The organism is Sulfobacillus sp. hq2 (assembly GCF_002903155.1).
In the GTDB taxonomy this organism is placed as follows: Bacteria; Bacillota; Sulfobacillia; order Sulfobacillales; family Sulfobacillaceae; genus Sulfobacillus; species Sulfobacillus thermotolerans.
The window spans coordinates 42,401-66,446 of record NZ_NWUL01000017.1 but is presented as its reverse complement, the minus strand read 5'-3'; the positions used below and the strand labels follow the sequence as shown (position 1 = coordinate 66,446).

15 protein-coding genes are annotated in these 24,046 nt (G+C 52.6%); 8 read left to right on the top strand and 7 right to left on the bottom strand.

Going from position 1 to position 24,046, the window contains the following annotated elements; translation table 11 throughout:
- Positions 1-32: 32 nt before the first annotated feature.
- Positions 33-1,352 (bottom strand): LCP family protein, encoded by a 1,320-nt coding sequence (locus CO251_RS02700; protein WP_103374274.1) that lies wholly within the window; start codon positions 1,350-1,352, stop codon positions 33-35.
- 315 nt (positions 1,353-1,667) lie between these two features.
- Between CO251_RS02700 and CO251_RS17340 the strand changes: the two genes are divergently transcribed.
- From CO251_RS17340 to CO251_RS02690, 3 genes are all read left to right on the top strand, one after another.
- Positions 1,668-2,003, top strand: a complete 336-nt coding sequence (locus CO251_RS17340) for a hypothetical protein (RefSeq protein WP_158246142.1) — start codon at positions 1,668-1,670, stop codon at positions 2,001-2,003.
- On the top strand, positions 1,886-3,685 hold the full coding sequence (locus CO251_RS02695; RefSeq protein ID WP_255398084.1) for a glycosyltransferase: 1,800 nt from the start codon (positions 1,886-1,888) through the stop codon (positions 3,683-3,685). Before CO251_RS17340 ends, CO251_RS02695 begins: the two co-directional genes overlap by 118 nt.
- Before the next feature lie 252 nt (positions 3,686-3,937).
- On the top strand, positions 3,938-4,360 hold the full coding sequence (locus CO251_RS02690; RefSeq protein ID WP_103374272.1) for a hypothetical protein: 423 nt from the start codon (positions 3,938-3,940) through the stop codon (positions 4,358-4,360).
- A gap of 238 nt (positions 4,361-4,598) precedes the next feature.
- Here CO251_RS02690 and CO251_RS02685 read toward each other — a convergent pair whose 3' ends face one another.
- The 5 genes from CO251_RS02685 to CO251_RS02665 form a co-directional block, all read right to left on the bottom strand.
- Complete coding sequence (locus CO251_RS02685; RefSeq protein ID WP_146038960.1) at positions 4,599-6,551, bottom strand: hypothetical protein; 1,953 nt, start codon at positions 6,549-6,551, stop codon at positions 4,599-4,601.
- A gap of 389 nt (positions 6,552-6,940) precedes the next feature.
- On the bottom strand, positions 6,941-8,728 hold the full coding sequence (locus tag CO251_RS02680; RefSeq protein ID WP_103374270.1) for a glycoside hydrolase family 15 protein: 1,788 nt from the start codon (positions 8,726-8,728) through the stop codon (positions 6,941-6,943).
- A gap of 71 nt (positions 8,729-8,799) precedes the next feature.
- On the bottom strand, positions 8,800-9,627 hold the full coding sequence (locus CO251_RS02675) for a carbohydrate ABC transporter permease (RefSeq protein ID WP_103374269.1): 828 nt from the start codon (positions 9,625-9,627) through the stop codon (positions 8,800-8,802).
- Complete coding sequence (locus CO251_RS02670) at positions 9,624-10,577, bottom strand: carbohydrate ABC transporter permease (RefSeq protein ID WP_103374268.1); 954 nt, start codon at positions 10,575-10,577, stop codon at positions 9,624-9,626. Before CO251_RS02670 ends, CO251_RS02675 begins: the two co-directional genes overlap by 4 nt.
- Positions 10,567-11,838: an ABC transporter substrate-binding protein gene (locus CO251_RS02665; protein ID WP_242968260.1), complete on the bottom strand. Its 1,272-nt coding sequence runs from the start codon at positions 11,836-11,838 to the stop codon at positions 10,567-10,569. The genes CO251_RS02670 and CO251_RS02665 overlap by 11 nt, the downstream gene beginning before the upstream one ends.
- Positions 11,839-12,068: 230 nt before the next feature.
- Here CO251_RS02665 and CO251_RS02660 point away from each other — a divergent pair, with 230 nt between their 5' ends.
- The 5 genes from CO251_RS02660 to CO251_RS02640 all read left to right on the top strand — a co-directional run bounded on the left by CO251_RS02660 (position 12,069) and on the right by CO251_RS02640 (position 22,474).
- Entirely contained in the window at positions 12,069-15,107 is a 3,039-nt protein-coding gene (locus CO251_RS02660) for a substrate-binding domain-containing protein (RefSeq protein WP_103374266.1), read from the top strand.
- Positions 15,108-15,491: 384 nt separating this feature from the next.
- The gene (locus CO251_RS02655) at positions 15,492-15,701 is read left to right on the top strand and encodes a hypothetical protein (protein WP_103374265.1); all 210 of its coding nucleotides are present in this window, start codon (positions 15,492-15,494) and stop codon (positions 15,699-15,701) included.
- Between the two features lie 76 nt (positions 15,702-15,777).
- Positions 15,778-18,828, top strand: a complete 3,051-nt coding sequence (locus tag CO251_RS02650; protein WP_103374264.1) for a triple tyrosine motif-containing protein — start codon at positions 15,778-15,780, stop codon at positions 18,826-18,828.
- Positions 18,829-18,934: 106 nt separating this feature from the next.
- Positions 18,935-20,416 (top strand): glycosyltransferase, encoded by a 1,482-nt coding sequence (locus CO251_RS02645; RefSeq protein ID WP_103374263.1) that lies wholly within the window; start codon positions 18,935-18,937, stop codon positions 20,414-20,416.
- 738 nt (positions 20,417-21,154) lie between these two features.
- Positions 21,155-22,474 carry a hypothetical protein gene (locus CO251_RS02640; RefSeq protein WP_158246140.1) on the top strand — a complete coding sequence of 440 codons (1,320 nt, stop codon included), beginning with the start codon at positions 21,155-21,157 and terminating at the stop codon, positions 22,472-22,474.
- A 540-nt stretch (positions 22,475-23,014) separates the two neighbouring features.
- Here CO251_RS02640 and CO251_RS02635 read toward each other — a convergent pair.
- Entirely contained in the window at positions 23,015-23,953 is a 939-nt protein-coding gene (locus CO251_RS02635) for a nuclease-related domain-containing protein (protein WP_103374261.1), read from the bottom strand.
- Positions 23,954-24,046 lie beyond the last annotated feature (93 nt).

The following is a 24,046-nucleotide window of genomic DNA, read 5'->3' as shown; positions in this document are numbered from 1 at the left end:
TGTGGGAGCTTCTTCCGTCATGAGGATAGCCGTTAGAATGAGGGTTTAAAGTCAGATCCCAACGTAATAATCATATCGACATGGGGCACGTCGTGATAAGGACTGTCGGATAACGTGGTGGTGCCTTGAGGGCCTAACACGCTAGCGATGGATTTCGCAAAGGGGTCGTCTCCCGTGAAATTGACGATCGTATTTTGCGTGTGGTTATGAGAGTTGGCCCAAATGACGTTCGTGACGGTATAACCTTGGTGCTTCAGCCAAGTGGCCAACTGTTCGGCTGGAGCCAAAGACTGGGTGCCACTACGGATTTCAAAACCGATACTCTTCTTCTGCGCGGCGGTCCAAGGTTGTCCCATGATGAGTTGATCAGCCAATAACCGTTCCCATTTGGTATTATCCACCCAGTAATCGAGCTTGACGTGCATATAGGGATCCATCCGCACAGTCGGCGTGCCAGGGATGGTAGCAAATTGAACATGGGACAAAGAAACATGGCGAGCGACCAAGGCCAGGGCTAAGAGTTGATTATCTTGGAGATTGGTATAGACAATGTCTTTGCGCAGTTCGAGCGCAATCTGTGGCAATTTGGGAAGATTGCTCGGTTGCAGCAGTTTGTGCATAACGGCGCGAATGACTTCTTGTTGCTGAAATGACCGCCCGATACTGCCCATCGGCTCGCTACGAAAACGTGCGAACTCTAACACTTGTTGGCCGTCTAAGTGTTGGACTCCGGGATTTAGGTTGATGTCGAGATAATTCCCGGTACCGCCGTAGTGCATGGGATATGGGACATCTAGGGTTAATCCGCCAATTTGATTAATGATGTCAGCAAAATTCCACATCGTCGTTTCCATATAAAAATCCACGGGAATATGGAGCATTTTTTCGACTTCGGCGACGGCTAGCTTGGGTCCTCCGAAATAGTTGGCCTCATTGAGCTTGGTTTCGCCAACATGGGGAATGTTGACCAACGAATCACGGGGCACGGACAAAACATTGACCTGGCCGGTCTTGGTATCGACACTGACAAGCATCATGGCATCGGTGCGGTCACGCACATGCGGATTGGTCACATCTTTTCCATTAATAATGCTAAGTGCATTGCCGAGCATCAAAATCGTCACGCGTTGTTGGCCTAAGGCATAGCCTTTGTTCAAGGCGCTCACGCGTGCTGTATTAAGGGCTCGAGAGGGATCAAACAGCCACCACAAGGCACCGGCTAAGACCGCGATGATAACGAGAAGCAAGGCCATAAGGCGTCGTCTGCGTCCGGGCCGCACGCGCCATTTGGCGCGTTTATTCGAGGCTTTAGCCGCACGCGTGGGCGTGGGTTGATTCACATGGTGGGACATCGAAACCTCCGCATTCATGCCTTGGGCATGTTCATTAGACTTATGAGTGATTGTATCATAGGGACGATAAGTCCTTCTTAAGAATTTCCTAAGGGTTGCACAACGAGGAGCCATCGATTTGGGAAAAGTCCTGCACCGCGTACCGAATTCGGTTCCATGACAATAGTTGGGAGGGCTGCATTTTATCGATTTGCTTTAATTTTGGCCCTTACCGCGGACATTGTGGATTTGTGCTGGGCAAATATAAGTTCATGAAAAAATAAATCGCGAGAACCATAGAGCATTCAGTAGGAAATTGTTATCCTCTATAAGGATATGAACTATCATAATATCGACTTCTTATGGCCTTTATGGTGGCTGGGTTTATGGGTACTCGTGCTTCTGATAGGTGGTCTTCTCACTCGCGGTGACGAGGACCTTGGGCGGCGGTTTGGGATTGTAGCGGCTGTCATGACGAGTACAGCCTATTTCCTGTTTCGGATGACGACGCTGGATGGAGCCACGTTATGGGACGGTGTGGCCTCTGTGCTGCTATGGATAGCGGAACTGCTTGGCCTCTTTCAATTGGTCATTTTTTATCTCCAGTCGTGGCACTTACTAGATCGTGGCTTCCGGATCCGGAGCCCAAGGCCTTACTCTGGCCTACGGTAGATATTTTGGTGCCGACCTACAACGAGGACCTCTCGATCTTGCGCCGCACACTGACGGGCTGTATCCTTCAAGATTACCCGCCTGACCGCCTGCACATCTATGTCTGTGATGACGGAGCGCGTCCTGCTGTTGAGCACTTAGCTGAGGTTATGGGGGTGCGCTATTTATCACGCAAGACCCGCACCGATGCCAAGGCCGGCAATTTAAACGCGGCGTTGGCGCAGACGACTAGCGAGTTCGTCGTGATTTTCGATGCGGATATGGTCCCAAAGCCCAAGGCGGTCAAAACTTTGGTAAAACCCGTGTTACAAAATACCCCATGTGCGTTTTCGCAAGCACCCCAAGCCTTCTTTAATCATGATCCGTTTCAGCATAATTTAGGATTATATGAGGCGCTACCTAATGAGCAGGACTTTTTCATGCGCTCCTTGCAGGCTGCACGGGCCCAGGTCAATGCGTTGCTTTTTGTAGGCAGTAATGCCGCCTTTAGGCGCCAAGCCCTCGAAGCGATCGGCGGCTTTCCAACCGGGACGATTACCGAAGATGCGGCGACGAGTGTGTTACTCGAGAGTCAGGGATGGCGAGGATGTTTTGTTCCCCAAGTTGTGGCACAAGGCTTAGCTGCTGAGTCGTATCAAGAATTCCTGCATCAACGCGCCCGGTGGTGCCGCGGGAATATTCAAGTGTTCAAACAGTGGAATCCGTTAACGTTGCCAGGACTCAGCCTGATGCAGCGGATGATTTATCTCTCAGGCACTTTGTATTGGTATTTTGGGATGCAAAAAATGATTTATCTCTTAGCGCCTCTCCTTTATTTAGATTTCGATGTCCGCAGTTTGGTGGCGCCCACTTTGTGGATTGTCGGTCTGTGGCTTCCGGCGTTTTTGAGTCAATGGATGACCTTTCGGCGCATTACACGGGGGTCTCGCACACTATGGTGGAGCCACGTTTATGAGGTCGTGCAGGCTCCGGTGATGGCGGCGGCCGCATTTTGTGAAACGGTCGGGTGCAAAACTCAAACCTTTCGGGTCACCGAGAAAAACCTAACATCGGACCGTCCTCAAGTGGCATGGCAGTCCATGGCCGTTTTTGTGGTCATTTTGGCGATGACCGCCCTGGGCGCTATCCGCCGTTGGCATCAAATGCAAATGGGGGCAGGACCGGTGGGTTTTCTGGTGCTGGCCGCTTTTTGGGCCCTGTACAATGCGGCTGCGATTCTCACAGGCGTGGCCGTCAGTGTCGATTGGCCGCGTTGGCGCCGAACTGAGCGATTTCGCGTGAACTACACGACCTACGGCGTATACCGTCATCGGGTGGTGCCGGTGCGGGTCGTGGATTTGAGTGAAGGAGGATGTGCGGTGACCGTGTCTGGGGATAGTTCGTGGAGCGTGAACGACTCATTTCAAATCTTTTTAAATGGTGTGGATGTGACCGGGCACATTGTGCAGCGGGCCGATAATCAAGGAGACTCGGTACTCTTGCATGTGCGCTGGGAGGCCCTGGACGATCTGGCGTATCAGGCGGTCTTTCGGCTGACTTACGCGCAAACTACGGGTTTTTCCCTCCAGTCAGATCCCAAAATTACGTCGGTGTTCCACGGATTGCGTCACCGCTGGCATGGGACAACAAGACGTCCACGTTATCAGCAACAATCAGGCCAGTCGCCGTCAATGTTTGGATAAAGACGGGGCGATGCCTTACGAAATTTCCGCTGATTTTAGGCGTGGTGCTGAGATTTGGTTGGCCTCAATAACGTGTAAGCGCGTTGGTATTCCAAAAGATTGAGATCATGATACACTAAGTCAGCGAACACGTTTGGACGCGGTGTCAACCATTTTGTGGTCTGTTTAAAAACTTTGAGATGGTATCACAACCCATTAACGATTGTTGTGAGCTCCAAGAGCTTACACAAAATAAGGTAGGTAGAAAATACTATGGACCGAATTGATATTAGCAATGAGCGGATAGGACAAATTGCAAAAAGCGAGGTTCTCGCCAAAGGACTCACCTATGCGAAGGAGAGTCGGGTGTTTAATGTCACGGTGCGGCGTGGCCATTTAATGGGGGAAGTGGAAGGACTGGGGCGGGAACCGTACCAGGTGCACGTGACCTTGGCGCCTCATCATGACGCGTGGGTGCCGGAGACGGTAGCGTGTTCCTGTTCGGACCCAGGTGTGTGGTGTGCCCATGTGGTGGCCGTTGTGGTGATTGCTCGGGATTTTCCTGATCAGGTCTTGCAACGCCAACCGTTGACGTCCCTGATTCGGCTGCTGTCTTTAGAGGAAGCGCAAGATGTCTTAATCCGCTTAGCGGCTATTCCATCAGTCCGCGAACAAATAGAGCGCATCCTGCGTTAACTCCATGCCCTAGACGTGGTGTTTTTGTTAGGCCCGGATTCATGAAGCGTCTATCAGGCCAGAGGGGCTAAACGTATCAAGCAAAATGGGTGCCACTTGGTCATTCACCTTCTTATGATAGACGAACTCGAGCAGGAGCCCCGGTCGCTAATAGGACTGAGGCGGTCCCTATTGCTGTGGCACAGTGAGTTGCGCAAGGGGACTTCACAGATGTCTTGAACGAGGGTCCCCGTTGTCTTTAGAATGTTTTTTGCACAACCTCTGTGACGTGTTCGAGGGCGGAGCGTAAGTGCCGATAAAAGCTAGCACGGCTGAATGCAAAGCGTTTCATGGCCGAGATGGGATCAGTGTGGCGCTCGACATAGACCCAGTGCAAGACCTGGGCATCCTGTGCCGTTAAAGGGGCAATAAATGGCGGCTCTAATAAGTCTTTCAGGCCCCGGCGCCAAATGGGTCCAGCGTCTGCGGAAAATACACTGTCATCCGCGAGATGAAAGGAATGGTCATGAAGGTGCTCATAGGCCGCTTTGACCTCAGCACTGGTAATGTCTGTCCGACGTATTAAGGCACTGTGGGACAAGCGTGCTAACACCGGGACAATCCAACGCGCAAACGGCAGTTGTCTGAGGTCTAGCTCATAAAGTATGGCGTCACCACTGTGAAAAGTTGTTGCATGATAACCAAACGTTTGTAGAAATTGCTGCAGTGCTGGGACTTGGGCCATGACCAAATTGCGGTTTCCTGCCATCAACCCAAAGGCATCGCGAATGACGATGCCCATGAGTTCATCACGGGGATAATCGTGTTGCGTGGGGTCTACGCCTGCTGTGAGATGATAGGTAGTATTAGACTGCCCCAGATTCTCTTGGGATAGGTGTAAAGCATCTAGTAATGCGTCCGTAAACGCCGGATGATAGGCGCGCATCAGATCGGCCGTTGCCGGAGTGAGCCAAATGGACATCATATAGGCGACAGGACGCCCGGTATCTTGCCGGCGCAAGATACGCAAGAGCTCTGGGAAACGGGTCATGACCTCGTAGAGAAAGCCCTGGGCGTCTTCTGCGCTTACGGGAAGGCTTTCACGCTGCCATAACCTGCTGACGTTAAGCAACCACTCGGTGTCCTCGCGCCGGAAGGGCGTGGGTTCGAATTGATCCAAGAGGGCCCTTAGATTCGCGTACGGCGTGGTGATACCAAAGACGTCGCGGAACAACCAGAAAAATTGCTGGGACATAAAGGTTCCGCTTGTGGGCGTGCCAACGCGGCAATCGTGGACAAACCGGCGAAAGATTTTGTCGCGGAGCTGAGTAAAGTGCTCGGGGCGCTTCGTCCGCAGATGCTCATACCAATAATGCCGGACCAAGTCATGCAGGGTCAAGCCTTGCGGCGTGCGCCGCACAAAGGCCAGCTGGCTTAAGGATTGGTATTCCGCAAGGCTCACGGGACGGTGCAATATCTCTTGGATAAAATTCCATGGAGCCACCAGTGTTAGGGCTAAGATATCGATGGCGTCGCGCGACGGCGAATGCTCGTCTAGGTCGTTCCATAACGCAGGAAGCCCCGTAGTGTCCGGTATGCTGGGCGTCTCGAGCGACAAGGCCAGCGCCAGAGGTAGTCCTCGCGTCTGTTCGTATAAGGTTTCGGCCGGTATTTCCTGTGTTGGCGTTCGTGACACGTTCGCTTGCCATTGACGGATCTCGGCTAACGTAAAGGGTTTGAGCGGCAGATCAATAGCACGTCGTTGCCAGCCTGGGTCTAGACGCCACCGGGAAAGAATGCTTTGGCGGGAGGCCAAGACGACAAGCAGATTGTGCGACGGCCAAGAGGGCAGGAGCACTTCTCGCAACCACGCATCGAGTCCGTAAATTTCGTCATAGTTGTCGATGGCGAGCACAGCGTGTTGTGCGGTCAGTTGTGAAGCCAGGGTGGTACTGTGAAAAACGGAAGGTAAGGCCGATAAAAAGGATTGGGCCGTATTGTCCACGGTCCGCGCGTCGAGCCACGCGGTCAATGCGCCCGCGTCACGAGCGATTTGAAAAAACCGCAGCAACAACGTTGATTTGCCGATGCCGCCAATCCCGTGGAGTCCAATGACGAACGTCGGCGCGAGTTTTTGTGCTAACCAATCTCTTAACGCTTGGCATTCTTCTTCCCGCCCAATAAACAGGCGTTCGGATGGCCACAGAACCACCTCATCCCCCAGATTCATACCGCGGTAGGAACCCAAGAGACCGCTATGGCAAGAGAATCTCCTAGCATTCCCCATCCCCCTTCATAGAGGCACCGTGATAATGTCTCACGAGGCCTCTGAGATCTCTCAATATAGAATCGCCCACGCGACGCATCCCAGATGAATTGGCGTATCCGTACGGCCCATGCAAGCGCCGCTAGATCCATGGCGGTGCCTACGGGTTTATGGGATTGATCATCATTTGAATTTCACTTCGTAAGGGTATGATAGCAATTTGTATAGAGTATAGCATGGATATTGTTTTCGGGGCGGCTCACTGTGGCGCGGTAAATGCCACAGGCCCCCGACGTATGTTATGCGGAGGCCTGCAGCGATCTTCGAGGATAGAGCTAGCCCATAAGTTTTGTTGCGGTCAATAAGGCATATTCGGGTAACGGTCGCCCTTGGGCGAGAAACTTTTGCTCCATCAGCGTGGTCACCAACGCACTATGGGAGAAGAGCTGGGGAAAATTTCCCCGTACGGTTCCCGTTTGTTCATCAGCATGCTCGCCGTACAAGCCTAAGGGCGTGGCTTGTGCCAAGTGCCGCTCAATCACGTGCTGGGCCTCCTCGTGCCGTCCTTGCCGCAATAGCACGCGGGCATACCAAAACCCAACCAACAAAAATGGAAAGCGCGCCTTGCCTAAGTCATCGGCACGGTATCGGTAGACGAGCCCATTGTCAACGAGTGTGCTCTCAATGATTTTTAATGTATTGATAAAGTACGGGTTATGCACGGACACGAAGCCATAAAGGGGCAAGGTGAGAAGCGCCGCGTCGGGAATGCCGCCTGTGGAACGCGGTAAGAACGAGCCGGCTTGCTGTGCCTCTTTCCAAAGAGCGGTGGCGATTTTTTCGGCACTGTCCTGCCACCGCTTGGCGTCGATGTCATCGTGCATAGCCTGGCGTGCCATTGCTGCTGCGGTGGTGAGCCCTAGCCAGTTCATCATGCGCGAATGGGTATGCTGGCCGCGGATCGTGCGGTATTCCCATAAGGAGGCATCGTCTTGGTGCCACGTTCTTTGAGCCCATTCCGCGAGAGCCGTAATCGCCCACCAGTAGGACTGGACAAATAGGTCATCGTGGGTCTCTTGCCAAATGCGGTAGACAAGCCATAAGACACTGCCGACTAAATCCAACTGTCGTTGAGAAATCGCTCCATTGCCCGCCCGCGCCGGGCGTGTCTGTTCATAGCCTCTGAGCCATAAAAGATCGTGCTCGCGTTCCGGAACGGTGCCGTCTACCCGCAAAAACGGCGTGGGGTAGACCCGGCCGGTGATGAGCACACTGTTGAGCAAAAATTCGGCAATACGCTTGGCCTCTACGACGTTTCCGGTTAACAGCAAGGATTCGCCGCTATAGGCGCTGTCGCGAACCCATACGTAGCGGTAGTCCCACTGTCGGGACTCGCCGGGAGCTTCCGGTAAAGAGGTCGTGGCTGCCGCTACCGGGGCGCCGGTGGGACGAAACGTCAAGCCTTTAATGATTAGCAAGCTGCGTCTAATAGGCTCTTCGGTATCTTGCGCCGCCGTGGGCAGCGCCCAAAAGGCAGAAGATTTGGCCCAAATGCGGTCTGCATCGGTTGGAACTGGGGCCGAGAGCCAACGCCAGTCGGGTTTGGCTTCCATCAATACCCGGAAGACCACCGTAAGGCGTCCGGGGCCACATCGCCATTGGTCCATGCGGCTCATCAGCTCGGCCGGACCTTGGATAATGAGGGCGGCTTGGCCAGGCCCTACAGGATTAATGAAGCGCATGCCGTGGGGCAGTGGCACAAAAGAGGGCCTGACGACGCCATAATCAAAGCTGGGTCGGCACGTCAAGACCAGCGGAACGGTACTATTCGCGGTCAGCCACAGCGCATTGCGTCCCACTTCTAGACCCGTAGTTATGGTGGCGAAGCCACCGGGACACTCGAAATGCGTTTCCAGAAACAGCCCTTCGGGACGGTAGCGCTGCGTGACGGTGGTATACCCTTCGGGCTCCAGACTCAGATAGCCCCCAGCGTGATGATCGAGCAGGCGGCTAAAGATGGTGGGTCCATCAAATCTTGGAACCGGCCACCAGTCTACGGCCCCCGTGGGACCGGCGAGGGCCGTAGTAAGACCATTGGCCAACAGGGCGTAAAAGGGTTTCATGGTAAGACGAAAACCTGCCTTTCTGTGTGGGCATGACGATGGATTCGATGAGGGGGTAATGGGCGCGGCGTCTAACCCTTCACACTGCCCGCGGTGAGCCCCGATTCAATCCGCTTTTGCAAGAACAAAACAATCAAGGCAATGGGCAGAGATGCAATCACGACGCCTGCATAAATTTGCCCATAATGCACGTAATAGGCGTTGCGGAAATTGACGAGGGCTAGCGGAACGGTATCCATATTAGGCGTCTGAATGAACGAGAGCGCAAAGAGAAAGTCATTCCACGAGAGAAGAAAGCCTAAAATGGCAGCCGTAAAGATGCCAGGCATGGCAATCGGTGCAAATACGCGGGTGATGGTTTGGGTGATAGTAGCGCCGTCCACCATGGCCGCTTCTTCAATGTCTGCCGGGATTTGGCTGAAAAATGCCGTCAAAATCCACGTGGTGATGGGCAACGACAAAATGAGATAGGGGATAATCAAGCTCTGATAGGTGTTGAGCCAATGCAGATGGCGGAACACCAGGAATAAGGGACCGACCATCGCAATTTGGGGAAAGAACGAGACGAGCAGAATAAAACCAAGAATGGGGACTTTTCCTTTAATCGGCATGCGTGAGAGCCCATAAGCGGCCATCGATCCCAGCACGACCGATAACAACGTTGCCATGCCTGCGACGAACATGCTGTTTAAGAGCGGCCTGAGAAAGTTTTCGACCGCAAATATGGCTTCATAGTGCACAAAGGTCCACTGTGTGGGCCATATGCTCGATGTTTGTCGGTTCAGCGCAAATGAGGATTCGAGCGAAGACTTGAAGACCCAATAGAAGGGAAAGAGCGAGTAGAGGATAATAATCGCCACCAATGCATTGAATCCTGTCCGGCCTAGGCGTGATTTCATGCCATAAACCCTCCTCTTTGGCGCAACAGGCGCACATATATGGCGGCCAATATTAACGCGAGAACCGTAATCGCGACCGCCACCGCTGCCCCAAAGCCGAAGTTCAAGGACACCATATATTTGTACCAATCGTAATAAGCTACGACTTCGGTGCTTTGGCCGGGTCCGCCTCCTGTCATCACAAAAATCGTGTCGAAGACGAGCATAGCGCTTAAGGTGCGGAAAATGAGAGCGACCATAATGGCTGGGCGCAGCAAGGGAAGCGTGATCGCCCAGAACGCTTGCCAGCTGTTGGCGCCATCGATGCGTGCACTCTCATAGATCTCTTGCGGAATGGTTTGCAAGCCGGCCAGCAGCAATAGCGCAATGAAAGGTGTGTTCTTCCACATATCGCTCAGAATAATGGGGACCCAAGCTAATGTTGGCGAGTTGAACCACACGAGTTGAGAACCGGGCAGGTGCAAAGCTTTGAGGGCGAAGTCGACAAAGCCTGAGCGGATATCAAAGAACATTTTCCAAAGCAGGGCAGATACCGCGGTTGGGATGGCCCAGGGGATAAGAATCGATGCGCGGACCAAGCCACGCGCCTTAAACTGCCGGTGGACAATGAGAGCCAAAATGAGGCCCGCGACAAATTCCAGCGTCACCGAAACTACCATAAAAATCCCCGTCCGACCTAAGTCCCCCCAGAAATTAGGGTCAGTGACCATCTGTTTATAGTTGGCTAACCCGGTAAAGTGGCCCGTGCCCGGCTCCGTCAGCACATCAAACCGGGTCGACAACACCAAATTGTATACAAGAGGATAGATGGCAATGGCGGCTAAGGCCGCCACTGCCGGTAAGACCAAAAGATACCCAACCCGCGAACGGGCAGCCATATAGGAACGGCGCCGCTTTGGCTGGGGAGAGCCTGTGCCTAGTGCCGGGGCTAGTTGCGTCTTAGCTGCCATGGCCGCTCACAATCGCTTCCACAGCCTTTTGGGCTTGATTGAGCGCCTGGGTGGGAGTTTCTTGGCCGGAATAGGTGGCCGATAGGGCTTCTTGAATCTGGGCCGAGATTTGGGGATACAAAGGGGTGACGGGACGTGGGGTCGCGTCGGCATAGACCACCTCTTCTTGTTTGAACCACGGGGCTTTGGCCAATAAGCTCGGGGTGTAAGCATCGGTCCGGGCAGGAGGATCGCCTGAAATGAGCGCACGCGCTGTCATCGTTTTAGCGGAGGTGAGATATTTCACCAGTTCCCAGGCCTGTTTGGGATACTTGGTATTTTTGTTGATGACGAGGTCATCGCCGCCTAATGAGGCTGTAGGTTGCCCTCCATCTACAGGCGTGGGGACAAAAGCCACTTCGTTTTTCACAGCAGATCCTGATGCTTCCGCTAAGGGATAGAGATAGGGCCAGTTGGTGGCAAAGACGGCATCACCCGAGAGAAAAGCTTGCTGAACATTTCCCTCTTCCCACCCGGTCACTGCGGTGGGCGACAATCCTGTCTTTATGGCGTTGTCAAGCCACGTCAAGGCCTTGATATTTTGGGGCGAATTCAAGACCGGCTTGCCTTGAGCGTTAAGAAATGACCCGCCGAAACCTCCTGAAATGTCTTGAAAGACGGTGACGGCTCCTTCATATTTATTCCCCTCAAAGGCCAGCCCAATCAATTTGGGATTTTTCTTCATAGCGGCCCGGGCATCAGCGGTGAGCTGAGCAAAAGTTTTAGGGGGAGTTTTGACGAGATCGGTGCGGTAATACAAGCCTTCCACATTAATAAACCAAGGCATGGCATAGAGTTTGCCGTGATACTCTCCTGACTTGACCATTCCTTGATAAAATTTGCTGGTATTGGGATGAAATTGGTTTAGAGGCATAATCCATTTGGCGGCCGCAAACGTGGCGGGCCAAATAACATCGGCGGTGATAACGTCGGGCGTACCCGATCCTGACGTTAAATCGGTAATAAGGGTTTGATAGGCGTCGTTCGAGGAGGCCGACAAGGTTTCAATTTGCACATGAATATGGGGATGAAGTTTTTCAAACGCGTTGACAGCGGCTTGTGTAGCTTGGGCTTCGGTTCCGAGCCCTTGGGTGGCAAAGACGATGGTGACGTTATGGGGACCGCTGGCGCCTGTGGTACTAGATCCGCAACCGGCGAGGGTGAGTAGCAAGGCTGTGCTGCTCATGACGGCCACAGTGCGGCGGCGAACCTGTCTTGGCATGTTCACGGGGCATCCTCCTATCCTTTGGTAGGCAGCGCGTTGTCAGAAGCAACGGCGGCGCCTGGTCATTCTATGACCCGAAAGGCAGTATGATGGCGAAAGAATCCTGCCAATGCGATTGTTTTCTGCGTGATTATGTATGCAATACAGAAAACTTCTAGTATTATGGCACGATATTCCATATAATTCAATCGTTTAAGTGAAACGATTAAGTGCTGAGGTGAAAATATTTGGATCACAGAAATCGCCCCGCCCGCATTAGCGATGTGGCGAAATTAGCTGGGGTGTCAACCGCAACCGTTTCCTATGTTTTGAATAACCGGGGCAGTATTTCGCCAGAAACCGCCGAGCGTGTCCGCCGTGCTGCGGAAGCGTTGCATTACCGGGCCAATGCGCAGGGACGATTTTTAGTGCGGGGCCAATCCGAGACGATTGGCGTGGTGGTTCCGCCGTCGGTGGCCAGCACGGGGACCCTGCCGACGTTCGTGATGTCGGGCCTCATCCGCGCGTGTCAACGCGCGGGGTATCACTTAATCGTATTGGCTCCCGAACCCTCGCAGCACGATCTTGTGTCGTATTTGGAGGGGGTTGCACGATCCCGCCGGGTGGATGGGATGGTGTTAATCTATGACGCCGATATGGAGGCAGCGGTGCGGTTTTTGGAAGACGAGCAGGTGCCTTGTGTCGTCTATGGCGGAGAACCGCCCTACGTTTGGTACAACGTAGACAATCGCCAGGGGGCTTGGTTGGCGACAGAGCATTTGTTAGATCTCGGGCACCGGCGGATTGTGCACTTAGCAGGACCAGGAAGCTGTCAAACGGCTCAGCAAAGACGCCGGGGCTATACCGAAGCGATGCTGGCGCGCGGATTGGCTCCTTGGATTACCGAAGGACCGATGACTCAAAGCAGCGGATATGAAAGGACGTATGAGCTGTTGACATCGCCCAGTCGGCCCTCCGCAATTTTTGCCGTCAATACGGCCGTCTCTTTAGGGGCGTGGCAATGTGCGGGGGACATTGGCATTCATGTGCCTCGCCAATTGTCGATTGTGGGTTTTGGGCGCGAAGCAGGGGCTTTTGACGCGGGCTTTTTGACCACGGTGGAGCATGACGGGATGCAAGCGGGGGAGCGCTTGGCCGAGATGCTGATTCGCCGGATTCATGGGGAAGAGGTGCTCTGCGAACGCGTACGGCCCATTCTCAAGGTCAGAGAATCGACGGGCGTGCCGGCTCTTTATCAGACGCCGCGGACTAATCCCGGGGAGCCGGTTTTAAAGGCCGGGGCGGCCTTTGCGGTGCTGTCTACGGCCGGGCGCATTGAAGCATCCTCCTTGCGCCAAGGGGTCTATCTCTATGATACCCGCATGGTTTCAACCTACCAGTGGCGCATCAATGGAGAAGTGCCCGCGCCTTTGGCTATGACCGTGACAACGGATGTACTCCGCGCCCGGTATGTATTTCAACACGCGGGCATGACGCGGGTAATCGAACGAACATGGCAGCTTTACCCGGAGGGCATGGAAGACCGCTGGGCATGGCAGCATTATGGCACGCCCGAGCCGTGGCGGCTCTCCTTGGCTTTTGCGGCAGATTTTACCGATATCTTCGAACTGCGCGGATCTGATCCACGGCATGTGGGGCATAAAACGGTGGACCAAGATGCTTATCAAGCGCAGTACCGCTATGAAGGACGCGACGGCATCACCCGGCAGGTGACTATGGCATCAACACGCGCCGCCCAGAACAATGCTGCAGGCCAGTGGGAATGGATGATTGATGGGCAAGAGGTTTCTGGAGAGATTGTGCTGAAAACCACGTGGCACAATCCCGTTCCGGAAATTGACACGGGCCGAAAGCAGGGTGCGGACCCTTTTCCTCAGTTTTCTTTTGAGCGCGAACTCTGGCAACACGTTATGAGCCGGGCTGGCAGTGATATGCAGATGCTGGCGACCGATTATGGCCAGGGCCTGGTGCCCATGGCGGGCATTCCCTGGTTTGGCACATTCTTTGGCCGTGATGCGGTGATTGCGTCCTATCAAATGTTGGCGTGGAATCCCTCTTACGCGTATCACACTCTTCATACGCTCGCGGCATGGCAAGGACGCCAAGATGACCCCGAACGGGAAGAAGAGCTTGGGAAAATGGTGCATGAAGTGCGGTTCGGGGAGATGGCCCGGACTCATGACGTGCCGTTTGCGCGTTATTACGGCTCTGTGGACGTCACTCCGCTTTTTTTGATTCTCCTTGTAGAAACCTGGCGGCGTACGGGTGACGATGCGCTGATGAATACGATGAAGCCTGCGGCCCAAGCGGCGCTGGATTATTTGCTGCGGGCTCAAGACCGCAACCGTTTAGGACTTCTAAGTTTTACCCCGCGCTCCGCACAAGGTCTTGCGGTGCAGTCATGGAAAGACTCCGCGGATTCGATGGTTTTTGCGGATGGTGAGCACGCGTCCCCGCCACTCGCAGTGGCGGAGGTCCAAGGCTATGTATACCGCGCCTTTCGGGCCATGGCCGATTATTACCACGTCCAGGGACAAGATGACTGGGCACGCGACTTAGAGAAAAGAGCGAAAAAACTGCAAAGGCAATTTGATGCGCTCTTTTGGCTGCCAGATCAGCTGTTTTATGGGTTGGCGGTGGACGGGAATGGGCGGTTGCTGGATGCGGTGACCTCTGATCCCGGACAATGCCTATGGGCCGGCATAGTACCACGCACCAAGAGGCGTGCGGTGGCACAGCGCTTACTCGCTCCCGACCTATTCTCGGGATGGGGAATTCGGACCTTGGCGGCCGGGCAGAGTGCCTATGATCCCTACAGCTATCACCGCGGAAGCGTCTGGCCGCATGACACAAGTCTTATTGCTGCGGGACTGCTAAAGGCCGGAGCAGCTAAGGAATCTGAAACCCTGGCTCTGGCGCTCATGCAAGCCACTGAGCATTTTCCCTGGTACCGACTACCCGAACTGTTTGCCGGGGAACAGGGTGTGGCCCCTGTACCTTACCCTGAGGCGTGTGCACCGCAAGCATGGGCGTCCGCCGCGCCTTTTCATCTTATGCAAACACTCTTAGGCCTTGAGATTGATGCCTTGCAGCATAAAATTCATGCATGGGCCAATCCTCCACAAGCCTTAGGGCCCTTTACGATCGAAGAAATTCCTCTGTCGCTGGGTGTGACATTTACGTTGATTTCAGATGGGACACGGCTGAAAGCGCAAGACGTACCAAAGCCATGGGTCTTTCATGCTCGCACGCGCCCTGGGGCTTAATGGGGTTCTTAACTGGCCAGTTTGGGCATAGGGTGTAAAGTTGCGTATTTTACCACAATCGACAAGGGGAATGAAATATTTGCGTGCCTCAATAAAAAAGTTATTGATTGGTTGATTGATATATTGACGTATGGCATCGAGATCGTTACGCTAAGTATTAGCTGGAAAAGATACCGTAATTTGGTGTCGAATCCACTGATTTACAAATAAGTTGTTGACGCCTAACTGAAAAGAGTTGGGGATAGAGGCCACTTCCTTGCCACATAGCTGACAGAAATCTGGAAGAGCCTGTCACCCCGACGATATAAGACGAGCCTCGCGTCTAAAAAGGCAACGCATTCGGGTCAGAGCCTGAGAGTTGCAGGAGGTGAGAGGTGGTACGTTGTGGCAAATTTCTATGGACGTTCCCGAGCCTACGTATCATTCCAAGTCCGCCTTACTCCTGAGCTAAAAGAACGGCTCTTGCGCCACTCGTATGAGACCGGGCAAAGCCAGGTGGCCATCGTTAATGCGGCTTTGGAGTATTATCTCGACAACGTAGGCGGTAGTTTGCCGGGAATGAGCAAAGAACCGTCGGGAAAGCCGGAAGCTTAGAGACACTCCGGAGATCTCATTAAGGATTTTTCATACCCGATCTATGCATGAGTGATTTTGAGGAGGGTTTTGAACTTTGGCAAAGAATATTTCGAGAAAAGCCGGTAGCTTAACGCTGGGATCAGCCATGTTGTTAATGTCTATGATTCCTGCTGCCAGCGCCTTTGCAGCAACTGCTCCGGCTGTTGTTAGTGTAACTCTGAGCTCTGAACAAGGCACCGTAGCTGTTGGAAACACCGTCAGCTTCACGGCCACTGCGGTTCAGAGTGGAACGGGTACACCTCTATACCAGTTCTGGTATGAGGGCGTCAATGGAAACTGGCATTCAACCAGCTGGTCAACCAGCAATTCCTTCTCCTTGCCCCCACTAAAACAAGGAAGTTACGAAGTGGTTGTGTATGCTAAAGACAAGGGCCAAGCGATTCCGGCCAACTCTGAAGGCACCAACAGCAATCAATTCGTCAACGTAGATTCGAGTGCAACCTTGACGGCTCCGACATTGACCAATGTGGCGCCCGGCACAACCCTTACGTTTACCGCCAGCTCGAAGAATTTGACGGATCCGGTATACCAGTTGTGGATTCAAAGCCCGGATGGCAACTGGTTTGCTAGCGGAGACTACCAAAGCTCTCCGACCTTCCAAGTTACCGCCGCGCTAGCTGGTGATTACCACGCGGTGTTGTATGCCAAGGACTTAAATGCTCCCCAGACCGCGGCCTTTTCCGAGTACTCCAAGGCTACGTTTGATGCTTTTGGTCAGGCAGCAGCGGTTAAACTCTCAGCAACGTCCTCCAGCTTGGTAGCTGACGGTGCGGCTAGCGATACCATTACTGCTATGGTTGTCGACAACAACGGCAACACAGTGGGGAATTTCAATGGAACCGTTACCTTGACAGCGCCGTCGGGAATGACCTTCGCGAATGGGTTAGACACGACGACGTTAACCATCACGAATGGAACAGCAGCCGTTACGGTGACAGCATCCACTTCATTGATTGGTTCCGAAAGCATCACAACAAGTGGATTAGTGGCGAATTCCGGTGAATCGACTGCAAGTGTTGTGAGCTACGGTTCTGTTACGGTGACAACCGTGTCCCCGGTTGCTACGGAGTTGTTGGTTAGCGCAGCAACCTCCACCGTACCTAACAACACTTCGACATCAGACACCGTTACGATTACCCTTGGCGACCAAGCGGGCAACCCCTTGCCAACTGGTGTCACATCTACATTTTATGCGGTAACAGCTGATGTTGTAGGGGCCGGGACTCTCTCGGGAGGGGCATCCTCAACGACTGAATTTGTTGGCGACGGGGCTCCAGCTTCGTTTACTGTATACAGTGAACCAGATGTGGCGGGTAGCATTGGCATAATGGCGTCCGCCCAGAATCTCGCGACGGGTACGACCACCATTGAAGCTGTTGGCGTAGGCCAAGCCGCTCAATTGGGTGTTTCTTCCACCACAGGAACGCTAAGCACCGCGACGACTTACACTGTAAGCTCATTAAGCTCTTTTACGCTGGCTTCAGGCACGACGGAAACGACGTACACGGTAACGCTCGAGGATGCGGCTGGTCAGGCCGTAACCGCACCGTCAACAGAAACCTTCTATCTCACTGACAATGCGACGACCGGAATGGCATATGTCGTAACCAGCAGTGGGTCTTCTGGTTCTGCAACGCTTATTCCTCAAACAGGAGATACCGTTGCGGTTACGGTAGGTACCGGTGATACAACGGCGACATTTACTGTTGTCAATACGACAACCCAGGCCTCTCCGGCAACGTTGACTCTTACCGCAGCGAGTGGAGATGTGGCAAATACGGCGACAGATGCGCCATTGTCGACCACGGCGTCAACGAGCTACATGTTTGTAACAGGCCCTGCATATCAGTTGGGCGTTACTGGTACGGAGAGCATTGCGGAAGGCAAGAGCGCGACCTACACGGCTCAAGTCGAGGACAGCGTAGGCAACCCTGTGGCTGATGCTAACGCGGTTGTTACCTTTACCATAACCGGTAGTGGAACGTTTGCCAACGGAGCTACGACTTTGACGGAATTGACCAATGCCAGTGGCGCTGCGTCTGTCACCGTTGATGCGGCTACGAGTGTTGGAACCACCACTTCTACCTACACCGTGTCAGCGACCATTTCTCAGACTGTGGCTGACCCTACTGGAACCGTGACAGCTACTGTTACCTCTCCTGCGGCCACTGTAGCGGAACTGGGGCTTTCAGTTGTAGCTCCTACGGGGAGCAGTTACTCGGGCACGACACTGACGTTACCGGGATTGTCCGCCGCTACTGCGACCATTACTGAAGAAAATGCAATTCAAACACAAATCTCTGGAACAGACAGTTTGCAAGTGTCCACGTCCAACGGCGATGTTGTGTTAGATTATGGCGGTACAATCGAAACGGGTACCACCTTATCAATTAGTGGATCGACCATCTCAGCAGCCAGTGGTGTTGCGACGTTTGAAGTAGTGGGTGGCACAGCCGGCACAGCAACAGTGACCGTAACAGACACGAGCGACCCGAGTGTGGCGCCAGTCAGCTTTACGGTTGACGTCCAGCCATTGGCAAGCTCGACTATGTCGGCAGCGACTGAGACGGGTACTGGAAACGCGAGTGGTGACACTGCAGCAGTAACGGTAAACGGTAACCCTGTAACCGCAGACTACGCTGCGAGTGTTACAGACTTTGCAACCTATAATCAAGCTACGGGTGAATTTACTGTGCTCACCCCAGTTATTGAGCCTAGTGTGACAATTTCCAATTCGTCAGGCGTTGTCACTACAGCAACTGTAGCTGTGTGGGAAGTTGCTGGTAGCGCATATTACGTGGCTCTTGACGAAACTCCAGGTACAGGTGCCGCAGCGAGCACCGATTACGTGGGTGTCACGATTACGAGCCCCTATAGCGGTAGCAACGTCGAAATGGCTGTAAACAGCGGTGCGTATGACGGTAACAGCGGTACAACGGATTCCGCATATGTGGCGATTGCTACCGAAAATAGTAGTGGGACATGGACAGTCGCTCCATCCCAGTCCTTTGTTGTCAACACAAAGGTATCGCTAACGGCTAACGGGCCGACCGTGGTGTACCCAGTTCTGATGCAACAACCATAAGCAGTACCATATTGTCAGGCTTACAATAAAGATATAGATTTAATCACGGGGCTTCCCACCTAGGAAGCCCCGTCGATTTAATCCCGCTCTTCTAGGAGGAAATGTAATGTCCGTAGCAACATCCGATAGCCCATGGCGTGTTCTAGCAGAAACCGCGTTACGTGCTAAACATTGGCAAGATGCCATTGACGTCATAAGGCCCCAACTGGAGAAAGTACCTACTGACGCACAGGCATGGGTATTCCTTGGTGAGGCACTTGAACACATAGATGACTATGGGAGTGCATGGGCCTGTTACGATCGTGGGTGGATACTGGACCCACCGGCGGCGTGGGCACCTCGTGTTTTTGAACGGCTGAGAGGACATGAGGATGACCCGATTACTCCCTGGGTAAGCCAGTTGTTAGAGGTGCCACATGTTCGCGTTATGGGTGCAATTTTGGTTAAAAATGAGGCCAGCCAAATTCAACGATGTATTGATGCGCTGAAACCTGCGGTCGATGAAGTTGTGGTCGTAGATACAGGTTCGACCGACGATACGGTGGCGATTGCTCGAGGGGCGGGTGCGACCGTCATCGAAGTCGAATGGCAAAATGATTTTGGTGCAGCTCGCAGAGCCGCTGATCAAGTTCTTGGAGATACAGGTTGGGTATTATGGGTTGATGCGGATGAATTTCTCAATGTAGAAGATGTCCATGTCCCACGTATTGTCGCGGGGCTATACGATAAATGGGATCCGCCCATGCTACTGCGCTTTGTCCAGGTCAATCATTTGGGAGAGCGAATTGAGCCCAATTACGATACGACACGAATGTATCCCCTGGGTCGTGGACTTAGTTGGTTGGGACGGATTCACGAACAAATTGGTTTTCTAAATGGGCCCCAACCTATGCAACGGGGTGTTGCGCGGATTCGGGTGGATCATTGGGGTTACGAACGAGATGTTATGGTGGAACGCGATAAGTACGCGCGAAACATTCGGTTGTTGCGGGAGTGGACAAAAGACGAACCGAACAACGCTGCAGCGTGGGGATTTCTGGGACGTGATTTATTTATTTCCGGAAAGGTCGAAGAGGCCGTTGATGCATTATACCGCGCAGAAGCCAATGCAATGAATGACAAAACGTACGGTCGTATCGTTGAGGTGCGCGCGGTACTATGTGAAGCCCTCGTGCGACTCAAGCGCCTCGATGAGGCACGGGTCGTTGCTGAAAGAGCGGTTGCCTCTGACCCCCAACATCCCTCTGGGTGGTATTGGCAGGCACAGGTTGCTCTCTTGCAGGCCGACGAGAGGATAAATAGAGCCGTTGAGAGCGCAAGGCAAGCGCAGGCAGTAGCGCCGACGTATCGGGGACTTGTCTCCTTTAGTCCAGAAATACCTATGTTCCTTGCGCCCGTAGTTGAGGCCGATGCGCTAAAAATGCAAGGTCGGTTGCACGAAGCATGGCAAAAGTATTCCGGAGCAGCACGAGTTAAACCAGATCATGCTGGTGTACAACAGCAGTTAAATCGCCTGCGAATAGAGGCAGAGCGGATCCTCCAAGAGCCATTTAAGTTACCTCCTCAAGGCATTAAACCGGTAAAATAAGTGAGATAGCCGCGACTTCTACGTGTCGCGGCTTCCTATTGAATTCAATTCTTTCTATGCTCCGGACTAAAAAGTCGAAAATTTCCAAAATCCTAAGTTATGAACTTTGACCGCAATCATAGGTGGCTAAGAGGCGACATCGCTCGCTGAAGCAATGGTCTCAAGTTTCCTTCTGTTACCCTGAGCCGAGTACGTCAGTAATAGCCCCATACTTGCGCAAACATTGCATGTATCCCTACCAATCGTTACAGCCATAACTACTAAATTAAAGGTCCGAATCGAGACAGATAATGCCGATAAGTCTGCATATATGGTCACTGCCCATTGGGGTATTTCTTTATAAACAATGTTAGGGCTAAAGAACTTTGATCGCCCTCGAGTCACTCCGTCCCGAGTTCATTGCCGGATACTGGTTTGGCGCTACCACTATCGTTGATCGTATTGCTAGCATTGGGCTGCCGCCAAACCATGATCTGATCACTTACCGCCCTTACCCCTTATGCGAGAATGGTCGCCTAAGACACCACGACCACTAAACTGACACTGGTTACTCACTGAGATGTTTTGTGAGACCTGATGTGATACTGAAGCCTTTTTCCTTCTATGCTACCGTGGAAAAGGCCTTGATTCATCATGTCAATGAAACCGGTGGCTTATTGAAAACAGTTTGAGGAGTCAACCCATGAGACTTACGCGATTTCAGATGAGGGGTGGCCATGAATGAGGATGCGGAAATCAATGCGAGTAGCTGGAATCGTAGTTTCAGCTACAGTGCTCACGGTGATGGGGATTCAACACGGGAAGAATGTCTATGCCGCAACCACTAATTGGGTCAATGTAACCAATAACGGGGCATTTAACGGGCCTCTAGGGATGGCGGTTGACAGCCATGGAGATCTCTTTGTTGTCAACAGCGGCAGCCAAAGCGTAGAAGAGCTTCCCAGCGGCAGCACCACATGGAAAACGATTTCAGGACCGTTTGATTCTCCTGCTGACGTCACAGTTGATGGAAATGGAGACCTCTTTGTAACGAACGAGGGGAACAATACGGTCGCAGAATTACCCCAAGGAACCACCACATGGAAAACGATATCGGGACCGTTTGATAACCCATGGGGTATTGCTGTCGATAGTCACGGCGACATTTTCGTAGCAAATAATGGGAACAATACGGTCGTGGAACTCCCCAGCGGAAGCAACGAGTGGCACACTATTTCCGGACCTTTCAATATGCCCCAAGGGATTGCGGTTGACGCGCAGGGCGATCTGTTTGTGGTGAATAACAGTGACACCGGATCAGATGGTATCGTTGAATTGGTCAACGGCAGCAGTACGTGGAAAGACATTGCTCCGACGTCGGCGCCTATTTATCCCAATGATGTGGCCGTGAATGGGTCCGGTGACATTTTTGTGACCTACTTTAATCACAACACGACGGCGGTCGAGGAATTGCCGTATGGGAGCAATACATGGACGGACCTCGCTGACGGGCAGCTTGTCAATTATCCCGAAGGCATTGCCGTCAGTAGTACGGGGGCTATTTATGTATCGAATTTCGGGAATAACACGATCTCAGAATATCCGCCCGCTGTGCCACACTGGACGCCGCCGGTATTGACCCCAGAACCGGTTACAGTAGGCCATGTCAGTGGTCAGGTCATTGGCGATCTTGGCTTCAACCCCGCTGTAGCCGTCGAGAACGGCTCTTATGCCGGATATGTTGAGGAACGAGCGGCCATTGAAGCAGGGGCCACATTTGCGGGTGAAGGAACAAATTCGGCGTATCTCTCCTCCATCTTAGATGGTTCGGGCGTGGCTCTTTATGATTCCCCTGTGACTGCAAAAGAGCAAGGTCAATTTGCTGCACTCTATCAAAAGTTGGGCATAATTCCAACATGGACCAATAATACGGTGAATATCGGCCAAGGCGTGAGCTCCTTAATCAAAGCGCATGCCCCAAGTCTAGCAATCGCCAATTATCTGGTTCAGATGGGGGGATACTCTTGGCCCGTGGCTGAGAGTCTAGCTCAACTCGGATTTTCTAATCAAGTCCAGTAAACGCATAAGAGCCCGCAGACCTACAGGTCGTGCGGGCTTTGTGAACTTTGGCTGCGCCATTTCCTTAGAAAGACTCCGCAGGCGATTGGTCCAAGAACTGCTTGCGCTTCAAACAAAGATTGTCGCCTTACAACCACATTCCTCTGTCGGGATTCTTAGTCCCTCATAAATTAACTCGGCATTAAGGGTTATGCCATCCCTTTAGGTATAAGGGCTAGATATGCTGTACACCCCAGCCACCCGTACGGCTTTAAAGAATGCTATGCTAGCGTAGTTGTTGGAGAATGACATCAGCCCCATTATGTGGATGGATAGGGACTTTGTGAATGGGGATTCCTTTACTCCCCAAGAAATTTAACCGCGTTTGGCTTTGGTGACGTTACCTTGTTGCGATGAAATTTTTCCATTATGACTTAACTAGGGGCATGCGTTCTTCCTTGAATGTTGCGTGGTGGGTGTTCCCTAGGCACTCTAAATCACCTAGCATACTGCCCTTTTTCGCCTCAGAGCGCAGGGTGGATAGACCAATACACCATGCCCCTATTCATCGCGATAAAAGAAAAACGTGTCCGACTCGAATTGATCCTTATTTAATCGTCCGGGTTGTCCATATTGTCTCCATATCGTTTCCGCCTCTTCATAAGAACCACGAATGCGAACATATTTTCTTCCACGCCGGGTGGTTCCTTCGCGGATGCTCACGGTGTTTTCAGGTTGTTGACGTGCAGGTTCCCTTCTGTTTGAATTGGGTGACGATATAGGTGGCAGTTCTTTCGAGAACTCCTTTAAAGGGGACATAGGAGGCGCAACAATGGCGCCTACGATACGGTCTATGGTGACATCGTCTAATAAGGTGCTTGATTGTTTAGAGAGATAGGAGGCAGTTTGCCGCGGCGTCAAAACTTTCATGGAACATTCATCGACAGCAAGCCACGTGGCGTGAGAGAACACGACTATGGGCTCAATGGGTGGAATCGGTTTGGGTAAATGGTGAAGGGTATACCACTGTTGAAAACGCCGCTGATGTGTCTTGTTTTGTATAACGGGACTGGACGCTTTAATCCACTTTCCGCCCTCCTTACGAAAACTCTGGTCCTTCTTCAGTAAAATAGCTCCATCCCAAGCTTTTGTCTCCAACAAAAATACCCCGGCCGGTCCGATGACGATGTGATCAATTTGCGCATACTCATCCATTTGATATTCGAGAACAACATCGTTAATGATGGCCCAAGTGTTAGGCAGGCGAGCTCGTAGCCAGAGTCCCACCGAAAATTCACCATGCGCTCCATGGTGCGCATCGCGATGTTGTTTGCTTCGTACCATTTTGGTGACTAAGGGTTTGAGTGCCCAATGAAGAAAATGTGGTGTTTGCGCCGTCATGCGGTTCTTGACATCTTGTTCGTGCCTATCCATTTTCTCTTGGATTCGTTTTAAGAATTCTCTTTTTAAGTCAGGAGACTGTGTATAGATTTTGGCCATGGTGTCCACTCCTCGGACAGAGTTGATCTCGAAACGCTATCATATTACCAAAATCAGGATGAAAATAGCGAAGGGTTTATCCCGATTCATCCA